This is a genomic window from Catellatospora paridis (assembly GCF_009720365.1).
GTDB classification, from domain to species: Bacteria; Actinomycetota; Actinomycetes; order Mycobacteriales; family Micromonosporaceae; genus Catellatospora; species Catellatospora paridis.
On sequence record NZ_ML769325.1, the window covers coordinates 21,126 to 43,915 of the forward strand.

At 68.2% G+C, this 22,790-nt stretch carries 20 protein-coding genes and 3 tRNA genes; 2 read left to right on the forward strand and 21 right to left on the reverse strand.

Features of this window, described 5'->3' with window-relative positions:
- Window positions 1-72: 72 nt before the first annotated feature.
- The 9 genes from fusA to rplJ all read right to left on the reverse strand — a co-directional run bounded on the left by fusA (window position 73) and on the right by rplJ (window position 13,544).
- A complete protein-coding gene (fusA, locus tag F9C41_RS28055; protein WP_155389842.1) occupies window positions 73-2,169 on the reverse strand; it encodes an elongation factor G in 2,097 nt (698 codons plus the stop codon).
- A gap of 86 nt (window positions 2,170-2,255) precedes the next feature.
- Window positions 2,256-2,726: a 30S ribosomal protein S7 gene (gene rpsG, locus F9C41_RS28060; protein ID WP_120317146.1), complete on the reverse strand. Its 471-nt coding sequence runs from the start codon at window positions 2,724-2,726 to the stop codon at window positions 2,256-2,258.
- Window positions 2,726-3,109, reverse strand: coding sequence for a 30S ribosomal protein S12 (rpsL, locus tag F9C41_RS28065; protein ID WP_120317147.1), 384 nt, complete (start codon window positions 3,107-3,109; stop codon window positions 2,726-2,728). The genes rpsG and rpsL overlap by 1 nt, the downstream gene beginning before the upstream one ends.
- Window positions 3,110-3,640: 531 nt before the next feature.
- A complete protein-coding gene (locus F9C41_RS41545) occupies window positions 3,641-4,207 on the reverse strand; it encodes a hypothetical protein (RefSeq protein WP_230690076.1) in 567 nt (188 codons plus the stop codon).
- 78 nt (window positions 4,208-4,285) lie between these two features.
- Window positions 4,286-4,639: a hypothetical protein gene (locus tag F9C41_RS28075; RefSeq protein WP_155389843.1), complete on the reverse strand. Its 354-nt coding sequence runs from the start codon at window positions 4,637-4,639 to the stop codon at window positions 4,286-4,288.
- 45 nt (window positions 4,640-4,684) lie between these two features.
- Entirely contained in the window at window positions 4,685-8,575 is a 3,891-nt protein-coding gene (locus F9C41_RS28080; RefSeq protein ID WP_155389844.1) for a DNA-directed RNA polymerase subunit beta', read from the reverse strand.
- A gap of 94 nt (window positions 8,576-8,669) precedes the next feature.
- Window positions 8,670-12,101 (reverse strand): DNA-directed RNA polymerase subunit beta, encoded by a 3,432-nt coding sequence (rpoB, locus tag F9C41_RS28085; protein WP_155389845.1) that lies wholly within the window; start codon window positions 12,099-12,101, stop codon window positions 8,670-8,672.
- Window positions 12,102-12,546: 445 nt separating this feature from the next.
- On the reverse strand, window positions 12,547-12,927 hold the full coding sequence (rplL, locus tag F9C41_RS28090; RefSeq protein WP_155389846.1) for a 50S ribosomal protein L7/L12: 381 nt from the start codon (window positions 12,925-12,927) through the stop codon (window positions 12,547-12,549).
- An 80-nt stretch (window positions 12,928-13,007) separates the two neighbouring features.
- Window positions 13,008-13,544, reverse strand: a complete 537-nt coding sequence (gene rplJ, locus F9C41_RS28095) for a 50S ribosomal protein L10 (protein ID WP_155389847.1) — start codon at window positions 13,542-13,544, stop codon at window positions 13,008-13,010.
- Between the two features lie 370 nt (window positions 13,545-13,914).
- Between rplJ and F9C41_RS28100 the strand changes: the two genes are divergently transcribed.
- A complete protein-coding gene (locus tag F9C41_RS28100; protein ID WP_155389848.1) occupies window positions 13,915-14,631 on the forward strand; it encodes a hypothetical protein in 717 nt (238 codons plus the stop codon).
- Window positions 14,628-15,011: a GntR family transcriptional regulator gene (locus F9C41_RS28105; protein WP_155389849.1), complete on the forward strand. Its 384-nt coding sequence runs from the start codon at window positions 14,628-14,630 to the stop codon at window positions 15,009-15,011. Before F9C41_RS28100 ends, F9C41_RS28105 begins: the two co-directional genes overlap by 4 nt.
- 101 nt (window positions 15,012-15,112) lie before the next feature.
- Here F9C41_RS28105 and rplA read toward each other — a convergent pair whose 3' ends face one another.
- The 12 genes from rplA to F9C41_RS28165 all read right to left on the reverse strand — a co-directional run bounded on the left by rplA (window position 15,113) and on the right by F9C41_RS28165 (window position 22,597).
- On the reverse strand, window positions 15,113-15,823 hold the full coding sequence (gene rplA, locus F9C41_RS28110; protein ID WP_155389850.1) for a 50S ribosomal protein L1: 711 nt from the start codon (window positions 15,821-15,823) through the stop codon (window positions 15,113-15,115).
- A gap of 88 nt (window positions 15,824-15,911) precedes the next feature.
- Window positions 15,912-16,343 (reverse strand): 50S ribosomal protein L11, encoded by a 432-nt coding sequence (gene rplK / locus F9C41_RS28115; protein WP_155389851.1) that lies wholly within the window; start codon window positions 16,341-16,343, stop codon window positions 15,912-15,914.
- A gap of 240 nt (window positions 16,344-16,583) precedes the next feature.
- Window positions 16,584-17,288 carry a transcription termination/antitermination protein NusG gene (nusG, locus tag F9C41_RS28120; protein ID WP_120321524.1) on the reverse strand — a complete coding sequence of 235 codons (705 nt, stop codon included), beginning with the start codon at window positions 17,286-17,288 and terminating at the stop codon, window positions 16,584-16,586.
- 26 nt (window positions 17,289-17,314) lie between these two features.
- Complete coding sequence (secE, locus tag F9C41_RS28125) at window positions 17,315-17,710, reverse strand: preprotein translocase subunit SecE (protein ID WP_155389852.1); 396 nt, start codon at window positions 17,708-17,710, stop codon at window positions 17,315-17,317.
- Between the two features lie 226 nt (window positions 17,711-17,936).
- A tRNA-Trp gene (locus F9C41_RS28130) sits at window positions 17,937-18,009 on the reverse strand.
- Between the two features lie 150 nt (window positions 18,010-18,159).
- Window positions 18,160-18,567, reverse strand: coding sequence for a MaoC family dehydratase (locus F9C41_RS28135; protein ID WP_155389853.1), 408 nt, complete (start codon window positions 18,565-18,567; stop codon window positions 18,160-18,162).
- Window position 18,568: 1 nt separating this feature from the next.
- A complete protein-coding gene (locus F9C41_RS28140; protein WP_155389854.1) occupies window positions 18,569-19,018 on the reverse strand; it encodes a MaoC family dehydratase N-terminal domain-containing protein in 450 nt (149 codons plus the stop codon).
- 75 nt (window positions 19,019-19,093) lie between these two features.
- Entirely contained in the window at window positions 19,094-19,261 is a 168-nt protein-coding gene (gene rpmG / locus F9C41_RS28145) for a 50S ribosomal protein L33 (RefSeq protein WP_018347744.1), read from the reverse strand.
- A 175-nt stretch (window positions 19,262-19,436) separates the two neighbouring features.
- A tRNA-Met gene (locus F9C41_RS28150) sits at window positions 19,437-19,509 on the reverse strand.
- A 40-nt stretch (window positions 19,510-19,549) separates the two neighbouring features.
- Window positions 19,550-19,622, reverse strand: a tRNA-Thr gene (locus F9C41_RS28155).
- Window positions 19,623-19,728: 106 nt separating this feature from the next.
- Entirely contained in the window at window positions 19,729-22,233 is a 2,505-nt protein-coding gene (locus F9C41_RS28160) for a putative bifunctional diguanylate cyclase/phosphodiesterase (RefSeq protein ID WP_155389855.1), read from the reverse strand.
- A gap of 73 nt (window positions 22,234-22,306) precedes the next feature.
- Window positions 22,307-22,597 carry a hypothetical protein gene (locus F9C41_RS28165; RefSeq protein WP_155389856.1) on the reverse strand — a complete coding sequence of 97 codons (291 nt, stop codon included), beginning with the start codon at window positions 22,595-22,597 and terminating at the stop codon, window positions 22,307-22,309.
- Window positions 22,598-22,790: the final 193 nt, after the last annotated feature.

The window sequence follows — 22,790 nt, forward strand, 5'->3', positions numbered from 1 at the left end:
TTGTGGGGGGTGGTGCCCGGGGGGGCCCCCGCGGGGGGGCGCGGCCGCGCCGCCCCCCCCCCACCACCGCGGTCACTCTCCGGTGGCCTTAGCGATGATCTCCTTCGCCACGTTCTGCGGAACCTCGGCGTAGGAGTCGAATACCATGCTGTAGCTAGCCCGGCCTTGAGTCTTCGACCGCAGGTCGCCGACGTAGCCGAACATCTCCGACAGCGGCACCAGGGCGCGGACGACGCGGGCGCCGCTACGCTCCTCCATCGCCTGGATGATGCCACGGCGGGAGTTCAGGTCGCCGATGACGTCACCCATGTTGTCCTCGGGGGTGACGACCTCGACTGCCATCATCGGCTCGAGGATCGCCGGGTCGGCCTTGCGGGCCGCTTCCTTCAGCGCCATCGAACCGGCGATCTTGAACGCCATTTCCGACGAGTCGACCTCGTGGTACTTACCGTCGAGCAGCGTCAGCTTGACACCGACCAGCGGGTACCCCGCGAGCACGCCGTACTGCATCGCGTCCTGGGCGCCGGCATCGATCGAAGGGATGTACTCCTTCGGGATGCGGCCACCGGTGACGGCGTTGACGAACTCGTACTGCGCCGGGGCGTCCAGCGGCAGCGGCGCGAGGCCGATGAGCACGCTCGCGTACTGGCCCGAACCACCGGTCTGCTTCTTGTGGGTGTACTCGAGCTTGTCCACCGTGCGGCGGATCGTCTCGCGGTACGCCACCTGCGGCTTGCCGACGTTGGCCTCGACGTTGAACTCGCGCTTCATGCGGTCGACGAGGATCTCCAGGTGGAGCTCGCCCATGCCGGAGATGACCGTCTGACCGGTCTCCTCGTCCAGCTTCACGCGGAAGGTCGGGTCCTCCTCGGCGAGCTTCTGGATCGCGACGCCCAGCTTCTCCTGGTCGGCCTTCGTCTTCGGCTCGATCGCCACCGAGATGACCGGGTCCGGGAAGGTCATCGACTCCAGGATCACCGGGTGCGCCGGGTCGGACAGCGTGTCGCCGGTGGTGGTCTGCTTGAGACCCTGCACGGCGATGATGTCGCCCGCGAACGCCTGGGGGCGCTCCTCGCGCTTGTTGGCGTGCATCTGGTAGATCTTCCCGACCCGCTCCTTGCGGTCCTTGGTCGAGTTGATCACCGCGGTGCCCGAGTCGAGCGTGCCCGAGTAGACGCGCACGTAGGTCAGCTTGCCCAGGTGCTTGTCAGTCTGGATCTTGAACGCCAGGCCGGAGAACGGCTCGGTCGAGTCGGCGTGCCGCGCGACCGGGGTCTCCCCGTCCATCAGCGTGCCGTCGATGGCCGGGATGTCCAGCGGCGACGGCAGGAAGTCGATGACCGCGTCCAGCATCGGCTGCACGCCCTTGTTCTTGAAGGCGGAGCCGCAGACGACCGGGTTCAGCTTGTCGGCGATGGTGGCGCGACGGATCGCGGCCTTGAGCACGTCGACGGTGAACTCGGCACCCTCGAGGTAGCCCTCCATGATCGAGTCGTCGGCCTCGGACAGGGTCTCGAGCAGCTTGACGCGCCACTCGTTGGCCTGCTCGACGAGGTTCTCCGGGATCTCCTCGATCGCGTAGTCCTCGCCCTTCTGGGTCTCGCCGCGCCAGGTGAGCGCGCGCATGCCCAGCAGGTCCACGACACCGATGTGGTCGCCCTCGAGACCGATCGGGATCTGCAGCACCAGCGGGGTCGCGTTGAGGCGCGTGATCATCATGTCGACGCAGCGGAAGAAGTCCGCACCGGTGCGGTCCAGCTTGTTGACGAAGCACATACGCGGCACGTTGTACTTGTCGGCCTGGCGCCACACGTTCTCGGTCTGCGGCTCCACGCCGGCCACACCGTCGTAGACGGCCACGGCACCGTCGAGCACGCGCAGCGAACGCTCCACCTCGACGGTGAAGTCGACGTGGCCGGGCGTGTCGATGATCTGGATCGTGTGGCCCTTCCACTCACACTTGGTAGCAGCGGAGGTGATGGTGATACCACGCTCCTGCTCCTGCTCCATCCAGTCCATGACGGCAGCGCCCTCGTGAACCTCACCGATCTTGTGCGTGATGCCGGTGTAGAACAGGATCCGCTCGGTGGTGGTGGTCTTACCGGCGTCGATGTGCGCCATGATGCCGATGTTGCGGGTAGTGGCGAGGGCGGCGTCTACGGCGGCCACTTCACGATCCTTTCGGAGTGGGACTCAGTCCCGGAAAGTCAAGGTTGTGGAGCCGGAACCGACGGATCGGCCCGGCTCCACGTGGTTCACCAGCGGTAGTGCGCGAAGGCCTTGTTGGACTCGGCCATCTTGTGCGTGTCCTCGCGACGCTTGACAGCGGCGCCCAGACCGTTGCTGGCGTCGAGCAGCTCGTTCATGAGCCGCTCGATCATGGTCTTCTCGCGGCGGGCGCGGGAGTACGTCACCAGCCAGCGCAGACCCAGCGTGGTCGCGCGGACCGGGCGGACCTCCACCGGCACCTGGTAGGTCGCGCCACCGACACGGCGGCTGCGGACCTCGAGGGTCGGCTTCACGTTGTCCATGGCGCGCTTGAGCGTCACCACGGGGTCGGTGCCGGTCTTCTCGCGGCAGCCCTCGAGCGCGCCGTACACGACACGCTCGGCCAGCTGGCGCTTGCCGGCCAGCAGGATCTTGTTGACCAGCTGGGTGACCAGCGGCGAGTTGTACACCGGGTCAGCGGCCAGCGGCCGACGCGGAGCGGGGCCCTTACGAGGCATTACTTCTTCCCTTCCTTGACCAGCTTCGCGCCGTAGCGGCTACGCGCCTGCTTGCGGTTACGCACACCCTGGGTGTCGAGCGAACCGCGAATGATCTTGTAGCGCACGCCGGGCAGGTCCTTCACACGGCCGCCGCGAACGAGCACGATCGAGTGCTCCTGCAGGTTGTGGCCGACACCCGGGATGTACGCGGTGACCTCGATCTGGCTGCTCAGCTTGACGCGAGCGACCTTCCGCAGTGCCGAGTTCGGCTTCTTGGGCGTCGTGGTGTACACACGCGTGCACACACCGCGCCGCTGGGGGCTCCCCTTCAGCGCCGGCGTCTTGGTCTTGCTCGTCTTCGCCTGGCGGCCCTTGCGGACCAGCTGCTGGATTGTGGGCACCGGTGTTCTCCGCTCCCTTTTGCTTCCTCTCCGCGGCTTCGCGCCGCGGAAACTTATGTGTGGCCGTGGCCGCGAATGCGGCCCGAACTGCTGCGATCGGCGCTGTCTCGGAATGATTCCGCGACAAGTGCCGACCCCCGCGGTCGGGCGTGTCGTCCGGCGCACGGGCCCGGCGGCTCGATTTCTCGAGCTGTCGGAGTCTGTCGTTGTCGTGGTGCTACGGGCCGCCCGACCAGTGGTCGGACCTCTCCCGCTCGGCGCACGCACGAGGGGCCCGGGCAAGCCCGGGCACGAGGGGAAAGAGTACCGAACCGATGGCCCACTGGTCAAAACGGGGTGACCCGACCCCTCGTCGATGCGAGGCAACCAGTCGTTCCGAGCAACCAGCCCGCCGTCAGTGCGAACTCCGACAGCCAGTCTACCTCTTCGATTCCCGGGGCCCGAACGGGATACCGCACCGTGAGGTAGCTCGCACCGGCAGGCTCCCTGGCGAACGGCCGTACGGCGCAGCGCGGCGGCCGCCGAACGGCCTCAGCGGGCGCTGAGCACGATCGCGGTGAGCAGACCCACCGCGGCCAGCAGCAGGCCCGCCGCGCCGCACACCAGGCCGGCGATCGCCACCCCGCGGCCGGTCATGTTGCCCGCGGCCAGCCGGATCTGGCGCATCCCGAGCCAGCCGAGCAGCACCCCCGCCGCTCCGAGCAGGATCGCCAGCGCCGCGAACGCGCCGGCGACCAGCCCGCCCCAGCCCTGCTGCGCGCCTGCCACGCCGAAGCACCACACCGTCAGCGACACCAGCACCGAGCCGACCCCGGCCACCAGCGCGCTGGCCGCCACGCCCGAGGCGGTCTTCGGCGCGCCCAGCACCGCCAGCCCGTACGGCGTGCCCGGCACGACCTCGACCCGCACCGGCGGCGGGTAGTTCACCGGCTGCGGCCCGGCCACCGGCGGCGGACCCGCGACCGGCGGCTGCTGCACCGGCGGCCACTGCGGCGTGGACGGCTGCTGGCTCGCCGGGAGCCCGGCCGGCCACTGCGGCGCGGGCGGCTGCTGGCCCGACGACGGCCACTGCGGCACCGGAGGCTGCTGATAGGTCACGTCGCCGATCCTGCCACGCCTCGCCCACCCCGCGCCCGCCAAGGCGGCTGCCGCCGCCAGGACGGCCCGCCGGCCGGGTCAGTCGACGGTGGGCGGGAAGTCCTGGGTGCCGAAGCGCACCCCGCGCAGGAACAGCCACACGGTCAGCGCGACCAGGCTCAGGCCGGCCAGGACCAGGCCGAGCCAGGCCAGCCGCTCCGCCCAGCGCACCCGGCCGGCGCCGGTGCGCCAGCCCTCCCCCGTCCTCAGCTCCTCGCGGGCCTGGCGGGCCAGCGCCAGGGCGATCGTGGCCGGCACGATCCCGCCCACGGCCGGGCCGGTCACCGCGGCCAGCAGGCCGAGCCCGAACGCGGCGGTGGCCTTGCTGTCGGCGACCGGTTCCGGATCAGCCGGATCCCGGTCGGCCCCGGACACGAAAACGGCGTCCCCCATGCCGTGTAAACGACACGGGGGACGCCGTGATCTCACTTCAAGCGATTACCGGTACGACCCGAAGTCGAAGTCGTCCAGCGGCACCGCGACACCCGACGCCGGGCCGAAGCCGTAGTCGGTCTCGCCGTACGAGGTCATCGAGTAGACCTTGGCCTTCGCCTCCTCGGTCGGCTCCACCCGGACGTTGCGGTACTTGCTGATGCCGGTACCCGCCGGGATGAGCTTGCCGATGATGACGTTCTCCTTGAGACCGATGAGCGAGTCACTGCGCGCGTTGATCGCCGCATCGGTGAGCACCCGGGTCGTCTCCTGGAAGGAGGCGGCCGAGAGCCACGACTCGGTGGCCAGCGACGCCTTGGTGATACCCATCAGCACCGGCCGGCCGGCCGCGGGCTCGCCGCCCTCGGAGACCAGGCGGCGGTTCTCGCCCTCGAACTGCGCACGGTCGACCAGCACACCCGGCAGGAACTCGGTCGCGCCGGAGTCGATGATCGTCACGCGCTTGAGCATCTGGCGGATGATGATCTCGATGTGCTTGTCATGGATCATCACACCCTGCGAGCGGTAGACCTCCTGGACCTCATTGGTCAGGTGGACCTGGACCGCGCGCGGGCCCATGATGCGCAGCAGCTCGTGCGGGTCGATGGTGCCCTCGGTGAGCTTCTCGCCGACCTCCACGTGCGAGCCGTCGTGCACCCGCAGCTTCACCCGGTTCGAGATCTTGTCGTGGACGATCTCCTCGCTGCCGTCGTCCGGCACGATGATGATCTTCTTCGACCGGTCGCCCGCCTCGATCCGGATGCGTCCCGGAGTGTCCGCGATCGGCGCCTTGCCCTTGGGCACACGCGCCTCGAAGATCTCCTGGACACGGGGCAGACCCTGGGTGATGTCCTCACCCGAGGCCGCACCACCGGTGTGGAAGGTACGCATCGTCAGCTGCGTGCCCGGCTCACCGATCGACTGGGCCGCGATGATGCCGACGGCCTCGCCGACGTCCACCAGCTTGCCGGTCGGCAGCGAACGGCCGTAGCAGGCCGCGCAGACGCCCAGCTTGGACTCGCAGGTGAGCACGGACCGCACCCGCACGCCCTCGATGCCGGCCTTGACCAGCTTCTCGACGACGATCGAGTTGAGGTCGGTGCCGCGGGCCGCGACGAGGTTGCCGGACGGGTCCGACATGTCCTCGGCCAGGGTGCGGGCGTGCGCGCCGGTCTCGGCGTGCTCGTGCACCGACAGCACACCGTCGTGGCGCGAACCGATCTGCATCGGGATCGCCCGGTCGGTGCCGCAGTCGTCCTCGCGGATGATCACGTCCTGCGAGACGTCCACCAGACGACGGGTCAGGTAACCCGAGTCGGCGGTACGCAGCGCGGTGTCGGCCAGACCCTTGCGGGCACCGTGCGTGGAGATGAAGTACTCCAGCACGCTCAGGCCCTCGCGGTACGAGGACTTGATCGGACGCGGGATGATCTCACCCTTGGGGTTCGCCACCAGACCACGGATCGCCGCGATCTGACGCAGCTGCAGCATGTTGCCTCGAGCGCCCGAGTGGATCATGCGCCACAGCGGGTTCTCCAGCGGCAGAGCGGTCTCGAGCTCCTTGGCCACCTCGTTGGTCGCCTTGGTCCACAGCTCGATCAGCTCGCCGCGGCGCTCCTCGGCGGTCATCAGACCACGCTGGTACTGCTTGTCGAAGCGCTCGGCCTCCTTCTCGTACCGCTCAAGGATCTGGCCCTTGCGCGGCGGCGAGATGACGTCCTCCATGCCGATGGTGACGCCGGACCAGGTGGCCCAGTGGAAGCCGGCCTCCTTCAGCGCGTCCAGCGTCGCCGCCAGGGCGACCTTCGGGTAGCGCTCGGCCAGGTCGTTCACGATGGCCGAGAGCTGGCCCTTGCGGACCTCGTGGTTGACGAAGCGGTAGCCCACCGGGAGGGTCTCGTTGAAGAGCACCCGGCCCAGCGTGGTGTCCAGGATGACCTGCTCGGTCGGCTCCCAGCCCTCGGGCGCCTCCCAGACCGGCCCGGCCGGGCCGTTGTCCACCGAGGTGATGCCCTTGAGCCGGATCCGCACCGGCGCCTGCAGGTGCAGCTCGCCGTTGTCGAAGGCCATCATGGCCTCGGCCTCGGAGCTGAACACGCGACCCTCGCCCAGCATGTTCGGGCGGGTGTGGGTCAGGTGGTACAGCCCGATGATCATGTCCTGGGTGGGCATGGTCACCGGCTTGCCGTCGGCCGGCTTGAGGATGTTGTTGCTGGACAGCATCAGGATCCGCGCCTCGGCCTGGGCCTCGGCGGACAGCGGCACGTGCACGGCCATCTGGTCACCGTCGAAGTCCGCGTTGAAGGCGGTGCAGACGAGCGGGTGGATCTGGATGGCCTTGCCCTCGACCAGCTGCGGCTCGAACGCCTGGATGCCCAGACGGTGCAGGGTGGGTGCACGGTTGAGCAGCACCGGGTGCTCGGTGATGACCTCTTCCAGCACGTCCCACACGACCGGACGCTGACGCTCGACCATGCGCTTGGCCGACTTGATGTTCTGGGCGTGGTTCAGGTCGACCAGCCGCTTCATCACGAACGGCTTGAACAGCTCCAGCGCCATCTGCTTGGGCAGACCGCACTGGTGCAGCTTCAGCCGCGGGCCGACGACGATGACGGAACGGCCCGAGTAGTCCACGCGCTTGCCGAGCAGGTTCTGACGGAACCGGCCCTGCTTGCCCTTGAGCATGTCGGACAGCGACTTGAGCGGGCGGTTGCCCGGACCCGTCACCGGACGGCCACGGCGGCCGTTGTCGAACAGTGCGTCGACGGCCTCCTGCAGCATCCGCTTCTCGTTGTTCACGATGATCTCGGGCGCGCCGAGGTCGATCAGGCGCTTGAGGCGGTTGTTGCGGTTGATGACCCGGCGGTACAGGTCGTTCAAGTCGCTGGTCGCGAAGCGGCCGCCGTCGAGCTGCACCATCGGGCGCAGGTCCGGCGGGATGACCGGGACGCAGTCCAGCACCATGCCCAGCGGCGAGTTGCCGGTGGCCAGGAACGCGGCCACGACCTTGAGCCGCTTGAGCGCGCGCAGCTTGCGCTGGCCCTTGCCCGAGCGGATCGTCTCGCGCAGGAACTCGGCCTCGGCCTCGAGGTCCATGTTCTGCACGAGGGCCTTGATGGCCTCGGCGCCCATGCCGCCGGTGAAGTACTCGCCGAAGCGGTCGCGCAGCTCGCGGTAGAGCAGCTCGTCCGTGACCAGCTGCTTGGAGTCGAGCTTGCGGAACGTGTCCAGCACCTCGTCCAGGCGGTCGATCTCGCGCTGCGCCTTGTCGCGGATCTGGCGCATCTCGCGCTCGCCAGCCTCCTTGACCTTGCGGCGCACGTCCGCCTTGGCACCTTCGGCCTCGAGCTCGGCCAGGTCGGCCTCGAGCTTGACGGCGCGCTTCTCGATCTCGGCGTCGCGGGCGTTCTCGGCCTGCCGCTTCTCGGCGAAGATCTCGTTCTCGACGGTGGTCATGTCGCGGTGACGCGCCTCGGCGTCCACGCTCGTGATCACGTACGAGGCGAAGTAAATGATCTTCTCAAGGTCCTTCGGGGCGAGGTCCAGCAGGTAACCCAGCCGGCTCGGCACGCCCTTGAAGTACCAGATGTGGGTGACCGCGGCGGCGAGCTCGATGTGGCCCATCCGCTCACGACGCACCTTGGAACGGGTCACCTCGACGCCGCAGCGCTCACAGACGATGCCCTTGAAGCGGACCCGCTTGTACTTGCCGCAGTAGCACTCCCAGTCCCGCTGAGGGCCGAAGATCTTCTCGCAGAAGAGTCCGTCCTTCTCGGGCTTCAGGGTGCGGTAGTTGATCGTCTCGGGCTTCTTGACCTCGCCGTGCGACCAGCGCCGGATGTCTTCAGCACCTGCCAGGCCGATCCGAAGCTCATCGAAGAAGTTAACGTCGAGCACGTTGTATGTCCCTCTTTGCTCGTGTCTTCATCAGTGTCAGTTGATGGCGGAGGCGTCCTCCACACGCCGGAGCGCGCGGAGGACGCCTTTTACATCAGACTTCCTCGACGCTGCTCGGCTCCCGCCGGGACAGATCGATACCGAGCTCCTCCGCCGCCCGGAACACCTCGTCGTCGGTCTCGCGCATCTCCAGGGCCACACCGTCGCTGGACAGCACCTCGACGTTCAGGCACAGCGACTGCAGTTCCTTGAGCAGCACCTTGAACGACTCGGGGATGCCCGGCTCGGGGATGTTCTCGCCCTTGACGATGGCCTCGTAGACCTTCACACGACCCAGCACGTCGTCGGACTTGATGGTGAGCAGCTCCTGCAGCGCGTAAGCCGCGCCGTAGGCCTGCATCGCCCAGCACTCCATCTCGCCGAACCGCTGACCACCGAACTGCGCCTTACCACCCAGCGGCTGCTGCGTGATCATCGAGTACGGGCCGGTCGACCGAGCGTGGATCTTGTCGTCGACCAGGTGGTTCAGCTTCAGGATGTACATGTAGCCGACCGAGATCGGGTCCGGCAGCGGCTCACCCGAGCGGCCGTCGAACAGTTTGGCCTTGCCCGACTCGCCGATCAGCTGGGTGCCGTCGCGGTTGGGCAGGGTGCTGCCGAGCAGACCGGCGATCTCGTCGTCGTGCGCGCCGTCGAAGACCGGGGTGGCCACGTTCGTGTTGGCCTCGGCCTCGTGCGCGCCGATCGAGCGCAGCGCCTTCTTCCACTCGGCGTCGTCGCCCGTGACCTTCCAGCCGGTCTTCGCGACCCAGCCCAGGTGGACCTCGAGAACCTGGCCGATGTTCATTCGACCGGGCACGCCCAGCGGGTTGAGCACGATGTCGACCGGGGTGCCGTCCTCGAGGAACGGCATGTCCTCGACCGGAAGGATCTTGGAGATGACACCCTTGTTGCCGTGGCGGCCGGCGAGCTTGTCACCGTCCTGGATCTTGCGCTTCTGGGCGACGTACACCCGGACCAGCTCGTTGACGCCCGGGGGCAGCTCGTCGCCGTCCTCGCGGGAGAACGTGCGCACACCGATGACCGTGCCGGTCTCGCCGTGCGGCACCTTCAGCGAGGTGTCACGGACCTCGCGCGCCTTCTCACCGAAGATCGCGCGGAGCAGCCGCTCCTCCGGGGTCAGCTCGGTCTCGCCCTTGGGCGTGACCTTGCCGACCAGGATGTCGCCCGGCACGACCTCGGCGCCGATCCGGATGATGCCCCGCTCGTCCAGGTCCGCCAGCATCTCTTCGCTGACGTTCGGGATGTCGCGGGTGATCTCCTCCGGGCCCAGCTTGGTGTCGCGGGCGTCGACCTCGTGCTCCTCGATGTGAATCGAGGTGAGCACGTCCTCCTGCACCAGACGCTGGGACAGGATGATCGCGTCCTCGTAGTTGTGGCCCTCCCACGGCATGAAGGCGACCAGCAGGTTGCGGCCGAGCGCCATCTCACCGTTGTCGGTACACGGGCCGTCGGCGATGACCTGACCGGCCTCGACGCGGGCGCCCTCCGGGACCACCGGCTTCTGGTTCACGCACGAGCCCGAGTTGGACCGGCGGAACTTGTGCAGCAGGTAGGTCCGGCGGAAGCCGTCGTCCTGGTGCACGGTGATGTAGTCCGCGCACAGGTCCTCGACCACACCGCCGACCTCGGCCACGACCACGTCGCCGGCGTCGGTCGCGGCACGGTACTCCATACCCGTGCCGACCAGCGGGGCCTCGGCCTTGACCAGCGGCACCGCCTGACGCTGCATGTTCGCGCCCATGAGGGCACGGTTGGCGTCGTCGTGCTCGAGGAACGGGATCATCGCGGTCGCGACGGACACCATCTGCCGCGGCGACACGTCCATGTAGTCGACCTGTGCCGGCGGCACGTAGTCGACCTCACCGCCCTTACGGCGGACCAGGACGCGGTCCTCGGCGAAGTGGCCGTCACCCATCAGCACAGCGTTGGCCTGTGCCTTGATGTAACGGTCCTCCTCGTCCGCGGTCAGGTAGTCGATCTGGTCGGTGACCCGGCCCTCGACGACCTTGCGGTACGGCGTCTCGACGAAACCGAACGGGTTGACCCGCGCGAACGTCGACAGCGCGCCGATCAGGCCGATGTTCGGGCCTTCCGGCGTCTCGATCGGGCACATCCGGCCGTAGTGCGACGGGTGCACGTCACGGACCTCGAAGCCGGCGCGGTCACGCGACAGACCACCCGGGCCGAGCGCCGACAGGCGGCGACGGTGGGTCAGACCCGCGAGCGGGTTGGTCTGGTCCATGAACTGCGACAGCTGCGACGTGCCGAAGAACTCCTTGATCGCAGCCACCACGGGGCGGATGTTGATCAGGGTCTGCGGCGTGATCGCCTCGACGTCCTGCGTGGTCATGCGCTCACGCACGACGCGCTCCATGCGGGAGAGACCGACCCGAACCTGGTTCTGGATCAGCTCGCCGACGGTGCGCAGACGACGGTTGCCGAAGTGGTCGATGTCGTCGGCCTCGTAGCCGTCCTCACCCGCGTGCAGGCGGGCCAGGTACTCCACGGTGGCGACGATGTCGTCCTCGGTCAGCGTTCCCGTCGTGATCGGGATCTCGAGCTCGAGCTTCTTGTTGAACTTGTAACGCCCGACCTTGGCTACGTCGTACCGCTTCGGGTTGAAGAAGAGGTTGTCGAGCAGGGTCTGGGCGTTCTCGCGCGTCGGCGGCTCGCCAGGGCGCAGCTTGCGGTAGATGTCGAGAAGGGCCTCGTCCTGACCGGCGATGTGGTCCTTCTCGAGGGTCGTCATCAACAGCTCGGACCACGCGAAGCGCTCGCGGATCTGGTCGTTGGTCCAACCGATCGCCTTCAGCAGGACGGTGACGGCCTGCCGGCGCTTGCGGTCGATACGCACACCGACCGTGTCGCGCTTGTCGATGTCGAACTCCAGCCAGGCACCCCGGCTGGGGATGACCTTGACGCTGGAGAGATCGCGGTCGGAGGTCTTGTCCGGCTCCTTGGAGAAGTACACGCCAGGAGAGCGGACGAGCTGACTCACGACGATGCGCTCGGTGCCGTTGATGATGAAGGTGCCCTTCGGCGTCATCATCGGGAAGTCACCCATGAACACGGTCTGGCTCTTGATCTCGCCAGTCGAGTTGTTGGTGAACTCCGCGGTCACGAACAGCGGCGCGCAGTAGGTGAGGTCCTTCTCCTTGCACTCCTCGATGGAGGCCTTGACCTCGTCGAAGCGCGGGTCGGAGAAGCTGAGCGACATGGTGCCGGAGAAGTCCTCGATCGGGCTGATCTCTTCGAGGATCTCCGCGAGCCCGGAGCGGGCGTCTGCCAGAGCCGACGAACGGGACTGCCAGGACTCATTGCCGACAAGCCAGTCAAAAGACTCGGTTTGGATAGCGAGCAGATTGGGTACTTCGAGGTGTTCGGTGATCCTGCCGAAGGAGATCCGGCGGGGAGCGAACGCGCTCGACGATCGACTGGTCTTCGCAGGGCGGGAGGCTGCCAAGATACGTCCTTCCGAGGACCGGTGGTGCAACGGCCGTTACGCGAGCAACCCGACAACCCCTGGTCCAGAGCCGACGTCAAAAGACAACCGGCATTCCGGGCAGGGGGAAAGTCGAAGGGCAGCGCAAACTAGCACTGTAGCAGAAGCACCGACCGCTGTCGAGTCCCCACGGCAGGCTTCCGCAGAACGTGTCCTGGACCACCTTCAGATCGGTGTCAACCACGCTCTGTACCCCGGCCGCTACGTACTCGGAAGGTCGTACTGAAGAAAGACTGCCTGGCGTCGTCGTTCACGTCAAGACCCGGCGACGTCTTCCAGTGTCCAACACTGCGTCAAGTTCGCATCACTACGCGTTTGCGCAGCAAGAACAAGGGGCGGACATCCAGTGGATGCCCGCCCCTCGATGCGGTCACGCTCTTGGCGTAAAGCCCGGCGTGACCTCAGATCACTTGAGGGTGACCTTGGCGCCCTCGGCCTCGAGCTTCGCCTTGGCCTTCTCGGCGGTCTCCTTGTTGGCCTTCTCGATGATGGCCTTCGGCGCGGCCTCGACCACGTCCTTGGCCTCCTTCAGGCCCAGGCCGGTCAGCTCACGCACGACCTTGATGACCTGGATCTTCTTGCCACCGTCGGACTCGAGGACGACGTCGAACTCGTCCTTCTCCTCGACCTCGACCGGAGCGGCCGGGCCACCCGGGGCAGCGACGGCCATCGGCGCGGCGGCCTTGACGTCGAAGGTGTCCTCGAACTGCTTCACGAACTCGGAGAGCTCGATCAGGGTCATCTCCTTGAACGCGTCGAGGAGTTCGGTGCTGCTCAGCTTCGCCATGTCAGGCGTCCTTTCGTTTCGGGTCTACATGCCGCGGCAGACAGCCGCGAGCTGGTTGGTTCGGACGACGTCGACGCCGGTCAGGCGTCGGCGCCCTCCTTCTCGCGCTTGTCCTGCAGAGCGGCGACCGTACGGACGGCCTGCGCCAGCGGGGCCTGGAAGAGCGCCGCGGCGTTGCTCATGCTTGCCTTCATCGCGCCGGCCAGCTTGGCCAGCAGGACCTCACGGGACTCGAGGTCGGCGAGCTTCGCGACCTCAGCCGCGGTGATCGCCTTGCCCTCGAAGACGCCGCCCTTGATGACGAGCAGCGGGTTCGCCTTCGCGAACTCCTTCAGGCCCTTCGCGGCCTCGACGACATCGCCGGAGACGAAGGCGAGCGCGGTAGGACCGGTGAACAGAGCGTCGAGACCGGTCAGACCGGCGTCGGTCGCGGCGCGCTTGGCAAGCGTGTTCTTGGCAACGGTGTACTCGGCACCGCCCAGCGAACGACGCAGCTCGGTCAGCTGCTTCACGGTCAGGCCGCGGTACTCGGTGAGCACCGTGGCGTTGGACTCGCGGAAGCGCTCGGTGAGCTCCGCAACACTGCCGGCCTTGTCGGCACGGATCTTGTCCGCCATGTCCCCTCCTCTCTCGTACTCCAGGCTGGTCTCGCGGGACCCGGCGTTCGACAGGAGCGGACAAACAAAACGCCCCGGCGCAGGGCGCACGGGGCTTGGCACGGCACGAGGCCGGCAGGCTCACCGTTCTTCCCTGCGCGGGCCGCCCGTGGGTCCGCTCGTTGCCGAGCGACGGGGCCTTCGATCATGCTCCGGAGTGATCCGGATCAGATGACCAGCGGTCTTTGGGTGGAACTGTTGACAGGAACGATACGTGACCTGTTGGACGCCCGCCAAATCGGGGTGGTGTGACCTGTCTTGTATCAACCCCTTGACACAAATAGCCGCGATGTCGTCCCCTTGTATCAACCAGACGATACAAGGGGACATGATGACCATCGCCGGAAGATGTCGGATCACCGGTTTCGCCGTCGGTGTGGGGATCGCGTTCGGGCTCGCCCACACCTACCTGTTCGACCTGGCGCCGGTGGGGCTGGCCCTCCCGTTCGCCATCGGCGTCCTCGCCGGCCAGCTCGCCTCGCCCCGGCGCGCCGCCGGCCGGGGCATGGCCAGCCTGCGCACCCGCCGGATCCGCGACTACGTCCCGCGCGACGGCGTGGTCGCCATCGGCGTCATGGCCGTGGCACTGCTGCTCGCGTCCGTCTACCCCGCCCCGCCCGCGCCCAGCGCGGAGATCCGTTACTTCGGCACCGCCGCCCCGGTGACCCTGACCTCGACGCTGGCGACCCTGGCCGTCCTCGGCCTGCTGACCTGGCTGGCTGTGTGGGCCCTGGTGCGCAGCCCGCAGGCCGGTGCCGACGAGACGGAGCACGCCGCCGACGAGGTGTGGCGGCGCACGACCGTGAACACGATCGTCACCGCCTGCGCGACCTGCTACGCGGCCGTCTTCACCGCGTGCGCGTTCTGGTTCGCGCAGGCCCAGCTCGACTGGCGGGGCGGCGGGACGCCCGCGGCCGGGTACGTGCTCGCGATCCTCGGCGGCATCGGGCTGGTGCTGACCGTCAGGTTCGGCGCGGCGATGTCCGGCGCCCAGCCGTCCCCGCGGACCGACGTGCCGGGCAGCCACCCGGTCCGGGCCGCGGCATGACGGCTGAACGGTCGGTGCGACTCGACCCCCGCTCCGCCGTGCCGCCGTTCGAACAGGTGCGCGGCCAGATCGCGGAACTGATCGCCGCCGGGGTGCTGCCCGCGGGCGACCGGCTCCCGTCGGTGCGCCAGCTCGCCGGCGACCTCGACCTGGCCGCCGGCACGGTCGCCCGCGCCTACCAGGAGCTGGAGGCCGCCGGGCTGGTCGTCACCCGTCGCGGCGGCGGGACCCGGGTCGCCACGACGCCGCCGGTCACCCCCGCCGCCCGCGGCCAGGTGCTGGCCGAGTACGCGGCGGCCTACCTCACCGCGGGCCGCAGGCTCGCCGCCACCGACGAGGAACTGCTGGCCGCCGTGCAGGCCGCCCTCCGGTCCGGCTGAACCCGGTCACCGCGCCGCGATGATCGCTGAGCGGCGGCGGGAATGCGGAAGGCCCCGCTCGCGGGTGCGGGCGGGGCCTTCGGCGTGGAGTGGGAGGCGGATCAGGCCTCGTTCTCCTGGATGTTGCGGGTCACGTTGGGGTCGACCGGGATACCGGGGCCCATCGTGGTGGTCACGAAGACCTTCTTCAGGTACTTGCCCTTGGACGCCGACGGCTTGGACCGCAGCACCTCTTCCAGCACCGCGGCGTAGTTGTCGACCAGCTGCTCAGCAGTGAACGACGCCTTACCGATGATCATGTGCAGGTTCGAGTGCTTGTCCACGCGGAAGGTGATCTTTCCGCCCTTGATGTCGGAGACCGCCTTGGCGATGTCCATGGTGACCGTGCCGGTCTTCGGGTTCGGCATGAGGCCGCGCGGGCCCAGGATCCGCGCGATCCGACCGATCTTGGCCATCTGGTCCGGCGTCGCGATCGCGGCGTCGAAGTCCAGCCAGCCTTCCTGAATGCGAGCCACCAGCTCGTCGGTCCCGACGGCGTCGGCGCCGGCGGCGGTCGCCTCGGCGGCCTTCTCGCCGGAGGCGAAGACGATCACGCGGGCGGTCTTACCGGTGCCGTGCGGCAGGTTGACCACGCCGCGAACCATCTGGTCCGCCTTGCGCGGGTCGACGCCGAGGCGCATCGCGACCTCGACCGTGGCGTCGAACTTGACCTTGGTGGTGTCCTTCGCCAGCTTGATGGCCTCGACGGGGGTGTACAGCTTGTCCCGGTCGACCTTCTCAGCGGCAGTGTTGTAGCTCTTGCCGTGCTTCATTTCTCAGATCTCCTGTGGTTGTGTCGAGCCCTTCCGGGCCCTCCCACGAAACATCGAACCGTCAGGCGGCGGACGCCGCGTGCGGCGTTCAGTCCTTGACGACGATGCCCATCGACCGGGCGGTGCCGGCGATGATGCGCTCGGCCATGTCCAGGTCGTTGGCGTTCAGGTCGGACATCTTCTTCTCGGCGATCTCGCGCACCTGGGCGCGGGTAACCGAACCGACCTTGGTGGTGTGCGGCACGCCGGAGCCCTTGGCGACACCGGCGGCCTTGATCAGGAGTCGGGCGGCCGGCGGCGTCTTCAGCACGAACGTGAACGAGCGGTCCTCGTACACGCTGATCTGTGCCGGGACGATGTCACCGCGCTGCGACTCGGTCTGGGCGTTGTACGCCTTGCAGAACTCCATGATGTTCACGCCGTGCTGACCCAGCGCGGGGCCCACCGGCGGAGCCGGGGTGGCCTGGCCGGCCTTCAGCTGCAGGGTGAACGTCTTGACGAGTTTCTTCTTCGGAGGCATGTCTACTTCCTGGGACTTGTCGACCCGCCGTCTCGGCGGATCAGGGTGGTTTACACCGGACCGGCCGGTGCGTTCGCGCGCACGGTCAGCGCGCGGCACAGGCCGGACGTTCTAGGTTAGCGCATACTCGTACGCGCCTATCCGGCGAGGTGGGGCCTTCGCACCGGATGTGACCAGCGACGCGGTGAAACGCCGCGCGGCGGGGCCCCGGAGGGCACCCGCCGCGCGATCGCGTTTCTATCAGATCTTGGCGACCTGGTTGAAGTTCAGCTCGACCGGGGTCTCCCGACCGAAGATCGACACCAGCACCTTGAGCTTCTGCTGGTCAGCGTTGATCTCGGAGATCGTGGCCGGCAGCGAGGCGAACGCGCCGTCGGTGACGGTGACGGAGTCGCCGACCTCGAAGTCCAGCACCCGGATCTCGGCCTTGGCCTTCTTCTGGCCGGCGCCGGGCGCCTCCACCGCGGGCAGCAGCCACTTCAGCACCTCGTCGAGGCTCAGCGGCGCCGGGCGGTCGGCCCGGTCCGTCGCGCCGACGAAGCCGGTCACACCCGGGGTGTTGCGCACGCACGAGTACGACTCGGGGGTGAGGTCCATGCGGACCAGCAGGTAACCCGGGAAGACCTTGCTCTGCACCTGGGTGCGCTTGCCGTTCTTGACCTCGACCTCTTCACGGGTCGGCACCTCGACCTGGAAGATGAACTCCTCCATGTCGAGGCTCGTGATCCGGGTCTCGAGGTTGGTCTTGACCTTGTTCTCGTAGCCGGCGTAGGAGTGCACGACGTACCAGTCGCCGGGCGCGAACCGCAGCTTCTGGCGCAGCTCCGCGGCCGGGTCGAACTCGTCGTCAGCGGGTGCCGTCTCAAGCGTCGGCTCGTCGGTCACCGCGACCGCGGAGGTCACCTCGGTGTCTTCCGTCTGGGCCGTCTCGTCGTACTCAGGCACGTAGCCGCTCACTTCCGTAGTTTGTGTTACTTCGCGTCGCCGAAGACGAACAGCACGCCCTTGGCGTAGGCGAGGTCCAGCAGCGTCACGATGGCCATCATGAACGACACGAAGATCAGGACCACTGCGGTGTACGTCAGCAGCTCGTTACGCGTCGGCCAGATGACCTTACGCAGCTCGGCGACGATCTCACGGACAAAACGTCCGATCCGGCCGAAGAAGCCGACCTTCTCAGCCTTCTCCGTGCTCTTGACCGCGCGGGAACCCTTGCCGTCCGTCACCTTGCGCGACTTGGTCGCGGTGCCACCGCCGGAGACGCCCGACTCGTCGTCGTCGGAGGCGTCATCGTCGACAGCGTCGTCGAACACGTCGTCAACGTGCTCGGCCGCGGCGTCCTCGCCACGTCGGTTGCTCTCGGCCACTTCGCCCTACTTCCATCTCGCGGGGTGGTGTCGGAACCGTGAAGGGACACGATCCCGTGTGCCCGACGCAGTCGCACGAGGAGCACCTGTCACATCCGGCCCGCCCCCCAACTGTGGGGGCCGATACGGGCCATACGACCATGGTCCACCAGCCGAGGACGTCGCGGAAGACATCCGGTGGGCCGATTCCCATGATCGCCCACCGCGGGCCGGTAGGCCAAAGCCGCAGGGGCGACAGGACTCGAACCTGCAACCTGCGGTTTTGGAGACCGCTGCGCTGCCAATTGCGCCACACCCCTGTGCGGGAAAGAGCACCCTGCCGAGGCCGAAAAGCACCGGCGGAGTTCACTAACCCCACGGCCGACCAGTGTACGGGTAGACAGGCGAGTGGGCCAACTGGCACTCCCTATTTTCTCTCGCCGCCGGTCGGCCGCCCAGCCGAACAGTCCTCAGATCTGCTTGACCACGACCCTGGCCTGCGCCAACACCTTCTCGCCGGCGCAGATCGCGGTGAGGTCGAAAGTGACCAGTCCGTCCTCGGACACGCTCTTGATCACCGCGGTGAACTCCACCTCGGTGCCCTCGTCGGTGTCCGGCACCGGCACCGGACGGGTGAACCTGACCCCGATGTCCAGCACCGCGTCGGCGGAGCCGACCCAGCCGGTCACGGCCCGGCCCGCCAGCGCCATGGTGTACATGCCGTGCGCGATCACGCCGGGCAGGCCCACGCCGACGGCGGTGCGCTCGTTCCAGTGGATCGGGTTGAAGTCGCCCGACGCGCCCGCGTAGCGGACCAGGTCGGCCCGGGTCACCCGGAACGTCTGCAAGGGCAGCTGCTGCCCCTTCTCGTACGCCATCTCACTCACCCTGCCCTCGGACGACGAGCTTGCACACCACGGTCACCACGGGCTCGCCGGCCGGCGTGGCCAGCTCGGCGCGGGTGGTCAGGAAGTCGTGGCCGCCGCGGTGCGTGATGTCGTCGATGCTGCTGACGACCACCAGCTCGTCCCCCGCGACGATCGGACGGCGGTAGGAGAAGCGCTGGTCGCCGTGGACCACGCGGGTGTAGTCCATACCCAGTTCCGGGTCGGTGACGATCTGCTCCATGGCGGCGAAGCTCAGGACGATCGGGAAGGTGGGCGGCGCCACCACGTCGCGGTAGCCGGCATTCTGCGCGGCCTCCACGTCGTGGTACAGGGCGTCGGCGGCGCCGACGGCGGTGGCGAACTCCCTGATCTTCTCGCGGCCCACCTGGTAGGGCTCGGTCGGCGGATAGGTCCGACCGGTGAATGACTGGTCCAACGGCATACCGGTGAACCTATGCCAGCAGGGGGCGGCCCGATGGGCCGCCCCCTGCCGGGAACGTCTGCTGGACCGGGAAGGTCAGCGGGTCTCGCGGTGCGCGGTGTGCTTGCCGCAGCGCGGGCAGAACTTCTTCAGCTCAATCCGATCCGGGTCGTTACGCCGGTTCTTCTTGGTGATGTAGTTCCGCTCCTTGCAGTCCACGCACGCCATGGTGATCTTTGGACGTACGTCAGTCGCCTTGGCCACGGGAGTGCCTTTCTAGAACAAGCTGCTTTAGTTACCGGCATACCAAGATAGACGACGTCCATCCAGACATGCAAAAAGGGTCGCCGTGGCGATCCTTACACCGCGACCAGGGAATACCTCGCCGGTCTGCGATCTCGCGTTGACTGGCGACACGCACCAGCGAATCAACACAACGTAGCGGTGGCCGGAATTGAACCGGCGACACAGCGATTATGAGCCGCTTGCTCTGCCATCTGAGCTACACCGCCGTGGCGGGCACTCCCGGTGGATGCACCGGGAGTCCGGTCGAGCCCCCTTACGGAATCGAACCGTAGACCTTCTCCTTACCATGGAGACGCTCTGCCGACTGAGCTAAGGGGGCGTGCTCGTAGCCAGGTGATTTCCCACCTCGCCGCGCGCCTTGGTAAGAGTACACAACAACGAGCCGCCGTGGAAATCGGGATACCCCCGGCGCGGCGCGCTGTGGATCAGCCCACCGCGCGCAGCCGCCGGACCTCGCCCAGCGGGGTCGGCTCGGCGTCGGTCTGCGCGCCCAGCCAGGCTTCCAGCCGCTCGTACGGCAGCGGGCGGCTGAACAGGAAGCCCTGCCCGATGTCGCAGCCGATCTCCTCGAGCAGCTCCAGCGTCAGCTCGCTCTCCACGCCCTCGGCGACCACGCTGAGGCCGAAATGCCGCGAGATGTCCACCACAGCCCGCACGATGGCCAGGTCGCCCGGATCGGTCGCCATGCCCTGCACGAACGAGCGGTCCACCTTCACCTCGTGCACCGGCAGCCGGCGCAGGTACGACAGCGACGAATAGCCGGTGCCGAAGTCGTCCACGCTCAGATGCACGCCCAGGTCGTAGAGCCGGCGCAGGGTCGGCAGCAGCCGGTCGACCCCGTCCACCACCCCGTCCTCGGTGATCTCCAGGGTCAGCCGGTCGGGTGACACGCCGTACTCCTGGAGCAGGTCGTCGACCCGGTCCGGGAAGGCCGGGTCGACCAGCGTGCGCGGCGACAGGTTCACCGCGACCGACAGCGGCCGTCCCGCGTCCACCCACTGGCGTGCCCGGCGCAGGCCCTCCCGCATCACCACCTCGGTGAGCCGGGACAGCTGCCCGGTGTGCTCCGCCACCGCGACGAAGTCCTCCGGCTGCACCGCGCCGTGGGTCGGGTGCTCCCAGCGGGCCAGGCACTCCACGCCGACCAGGCGGCGGTCCCGCAGGGTCACCTTGGGCTGGAAGTAGACCTCCAGCTCGTCGTTGTCCAGGGCGCGGCGCAGGTCCCCGGCCAGGCCGAGCCGGCGCACCGAGCGCGACTCCAGCGCCAGGTCGAACAGCTGCACCCCGCCGGCCAGCGACTTCGCCGCATGGGTGGCCACGTCGGCGCGCTGCAGCAGCGTCGCCGGGTCGGAGCCGTGCTCCGGGTGCAGGCTCACCCCGACCGCGGTGTCCACGTCCAGGGTCAGCGAACCGAACGTCATCGGGTCCTGCAACTGTCCGCGCAGCTCGGCGGCGAGTTCCAGGGCGGCCTCGGCATTGGGCAGGCGCAGCGTCACCACGAACTCGTCGCCGCCGACGCGGCCCACCAGTGCCGCGGGCGTCGACAGGGTGCGCAGCCGCGTCGCCACCTCGGCCAGCAGTTGGTCACCGGCGGCGTGCCCGAGCGAGTCGTTGACGTCGCGCAGCCCGTCGACGTCGAACATCAGCACGGCCACGACCTCGCCCGGCGCCCGCACCCGCACCGCCTCCTCCAGCGCCTGGCTGATGCGGCGGCGGTTGGGCAGGGCGGTCAGCGCGTCGTGGTAGGCGTCGAAGCGCAGCCGGTCGACGAGACGGTTGTTCTCCACCGCCACCGCGGCGTGCGCGGCGACGGCCTCCAGCAGGCGCACGTCCCCGGGGCCGAAGTTGAGGTTGTCGCCCAGCCGGCCCGCCACCTCGAGCGTGCCGATCACCGCGGAGCTGGCGCGCAACGGCACGATGATGGCGTCCTTCGCGCCGAACTCACGCAGCTGCGAGCGCAGGACGTCGTCCCCGAGCTTCGCGCCCGCCGCCACGGTCTGGCCGGTCTCCACCGCCTGCTTGCGCAGCGATTCCGGCGCACCGGCCACGTCGAGCAGTCCCTTGTCGTCGGCGCGCGCGCTGAGCAGCACCTCCGGATGGCGGCCCTGAGCGGGCAGCCACAGCGTGGCGTACTCGGCCTGCAGCAGTTGGCGCACCCGGGCCAGCAGGACGTCAGGCAGCGTGCCGTCGGGCGGCGTCTCCGAGATCGCGCCGGTGAGGTCGTAGATCTCGGTCAGGGTGCGGTTCTGGTTCATGGACTTCGCATAGGACCGGTAGGCCACCACGAAGAACGCGACCAGCACCGCCATCAGCAGGAAGGCGGCGACGCCCTCCCGCAGGATCAACAGCACGGCCAGCCCGACCGAGGCGTTGATGACCGCGACGATGAAGCTGGGCAGCAGCGTCGACGCCGTCTCCTGCGGCGCGAAGCGGCCCTGCACCAGGGTGATCACACCGATCACCGCAGCCATCGAGACGAGGTGACTCACCAGCACCGCGACGACCAGGACCAGCCAGCTGCTCGCCTGGTCGGGGTCGATCGGGCCCCAGCGCAGGACGACCAGGTTGGCGCAGGCGACGCTCGCGCCCATGGAGGTCGTGTTGAAGATCGCCTTCACCGGCACCGCGCGTCTGTGCACCTGCACCAGCGCATGGGCGGCGATGCGCACCAGGAGCAGAGTCACCGGTGGTAGATAGGCCAGGGCCAGCAGGAACGGGATGTCGGCGAGCGAGATCACGAACCCGTGGCGGCGCACCTCGAATTGCAGCGTGGTCATCTCGGCGCCGAGGAACAGCACGAAGAAGAGCAGGCCCAGCAGCCAGGCGCCGTAAGGCTGGTCGTCCCATCGGAAGACGATCGCGGTGAGACCGAGCGTCAGCAGGGCCAACGGGCCGGTGATCAGCCAAGCAAGCTCGGCAGAGCGCCTCACTCGTCGATCAGAACTGCTGGCCACCGCCGCCCGTCCGTTCCACTCGCGCCTGCCGACCCAACGGCGGCAATGCTCAGGTCCAGTCGACCGTTAGCTCCTCGAACCCGGTCCAGGGCCGGCGTGCGTCGAGGCCGCCCTTCAGCGTGCTGCGATCTTCGACCGTGCCGTCCGCTCCGAAGGCCGGGATCACCGTCCAGTCGACGGTCTGCGTCGTGCTCTCGTCACCGATCGTCGTCCAGTCCACGGTTTCCGTGTCGGCCGAGGCCGGGCTCCCCGCGCCGAGCACGGCGACGCCGAAAGCCGCGATTATCGCACTGCGGCTCATCAAGCGGCCAAGCCTGCTTGTACGCATCGTCGACTCCATAGGACAGCAGAAAGGTCAGGGGGCTGTCATGGATCGTGCCACAACCGCGTATGCCGGAGGAAGCCCGCAGGGCGTGCCACGCCGCCGACACGCTGATTTCTAGCCGTTCGGTCGTGATTCGCGTGTCCGGCAGAACCAAACCTCCTGACGGCAGGAGCATGAAGCAACACTGTACGTCTCCGGCACACGCCCG

What these genes read in the sequence shown, in the direction of transcription:
- rpsG (WP_120317146.1), bottom strand. Translation starts at nt 2,726, where the DNA reads ATGCCTCGTAAGGGCCCCGCTCCGCGTCGGCCGCTGGCCGCTGACCCG.
- F9C41_RS28075 (WP_155389843.1), bottom strand. Translation starts at nt 4,639, where the DNA reads ATGGGGGACGCCGTTTTCGTGTCCGGGGCCGACCGGGATCCGGCTGAT.
- rplL (WP_155389846.1), bottom strand. Translation starts at nt 12,927, where the DNA reads ATGGCGAAGCTGAGCAGCACCGAACTCCTCGACGCGTTCAAGGAGATG.
- rplJ (WP_155389847.1), bottom strand. Translation starts at nt 13,544, where the DNA reads ATGGCGGACAAGATCCGTGCCGACAAGGCCGGCAGTGTTGCGGAGCTC.
- F9C41_RS28100 (WP_155389848.1), top strand. Translation starts at nt 13,915, where the DNA reads ATGACCATCGCCGGAAGATGTCGGATCACCGGTTTCGCCGTCGGTGTG.
- F9C41_RS28105 (WP_155389849.1), top strand. Translation starts at nt 14,628, where the DNA reads ATGACGGCTGAACGGTCGGTGCGACTCGACCCCCGCTCCGCCGTGCCG.
- rplA (WP_155389850.1), bottom strand. Translation starts at nt 15,823, where the DNA reads ATGAAGCACGGCAAGAGCTACAACACTGCCGCTGAGAAGGTCGACCGG.
- rplK (WP_155389851.1), bottom strand. Translation starts at nt 16,343, where the DNA reads ATGCCTCCGAAGAAGAAACTCGTCAAGACGTTCACCCTGCAGCTGAAG.
- F9C41_RS28135 (WP_155389853.1), bottom strand. Translation starts at nt 18,567, where the DNA reads ATGGCGTACGAGAAGGGGCAGCAGCTGCCCTTGCAGACGTTCCGGGTG.
- F9C41_RS28140 (WP_155389854.1), bottom strand. Translation starts at nt 19,018, where the DNA reads ATGCCGTTGGACCAGTCATTCACCGGTCGGACCTATCCGCCGACCGAG.
- F9C41_RS28165 (WP_155389856.1), bottom strand. Translation starts at nt 22,597, where the DNA reads ATGGAGTCGACGATGCGTACAAGCAGGCTTGGCCGCTTGATGAGCCGC.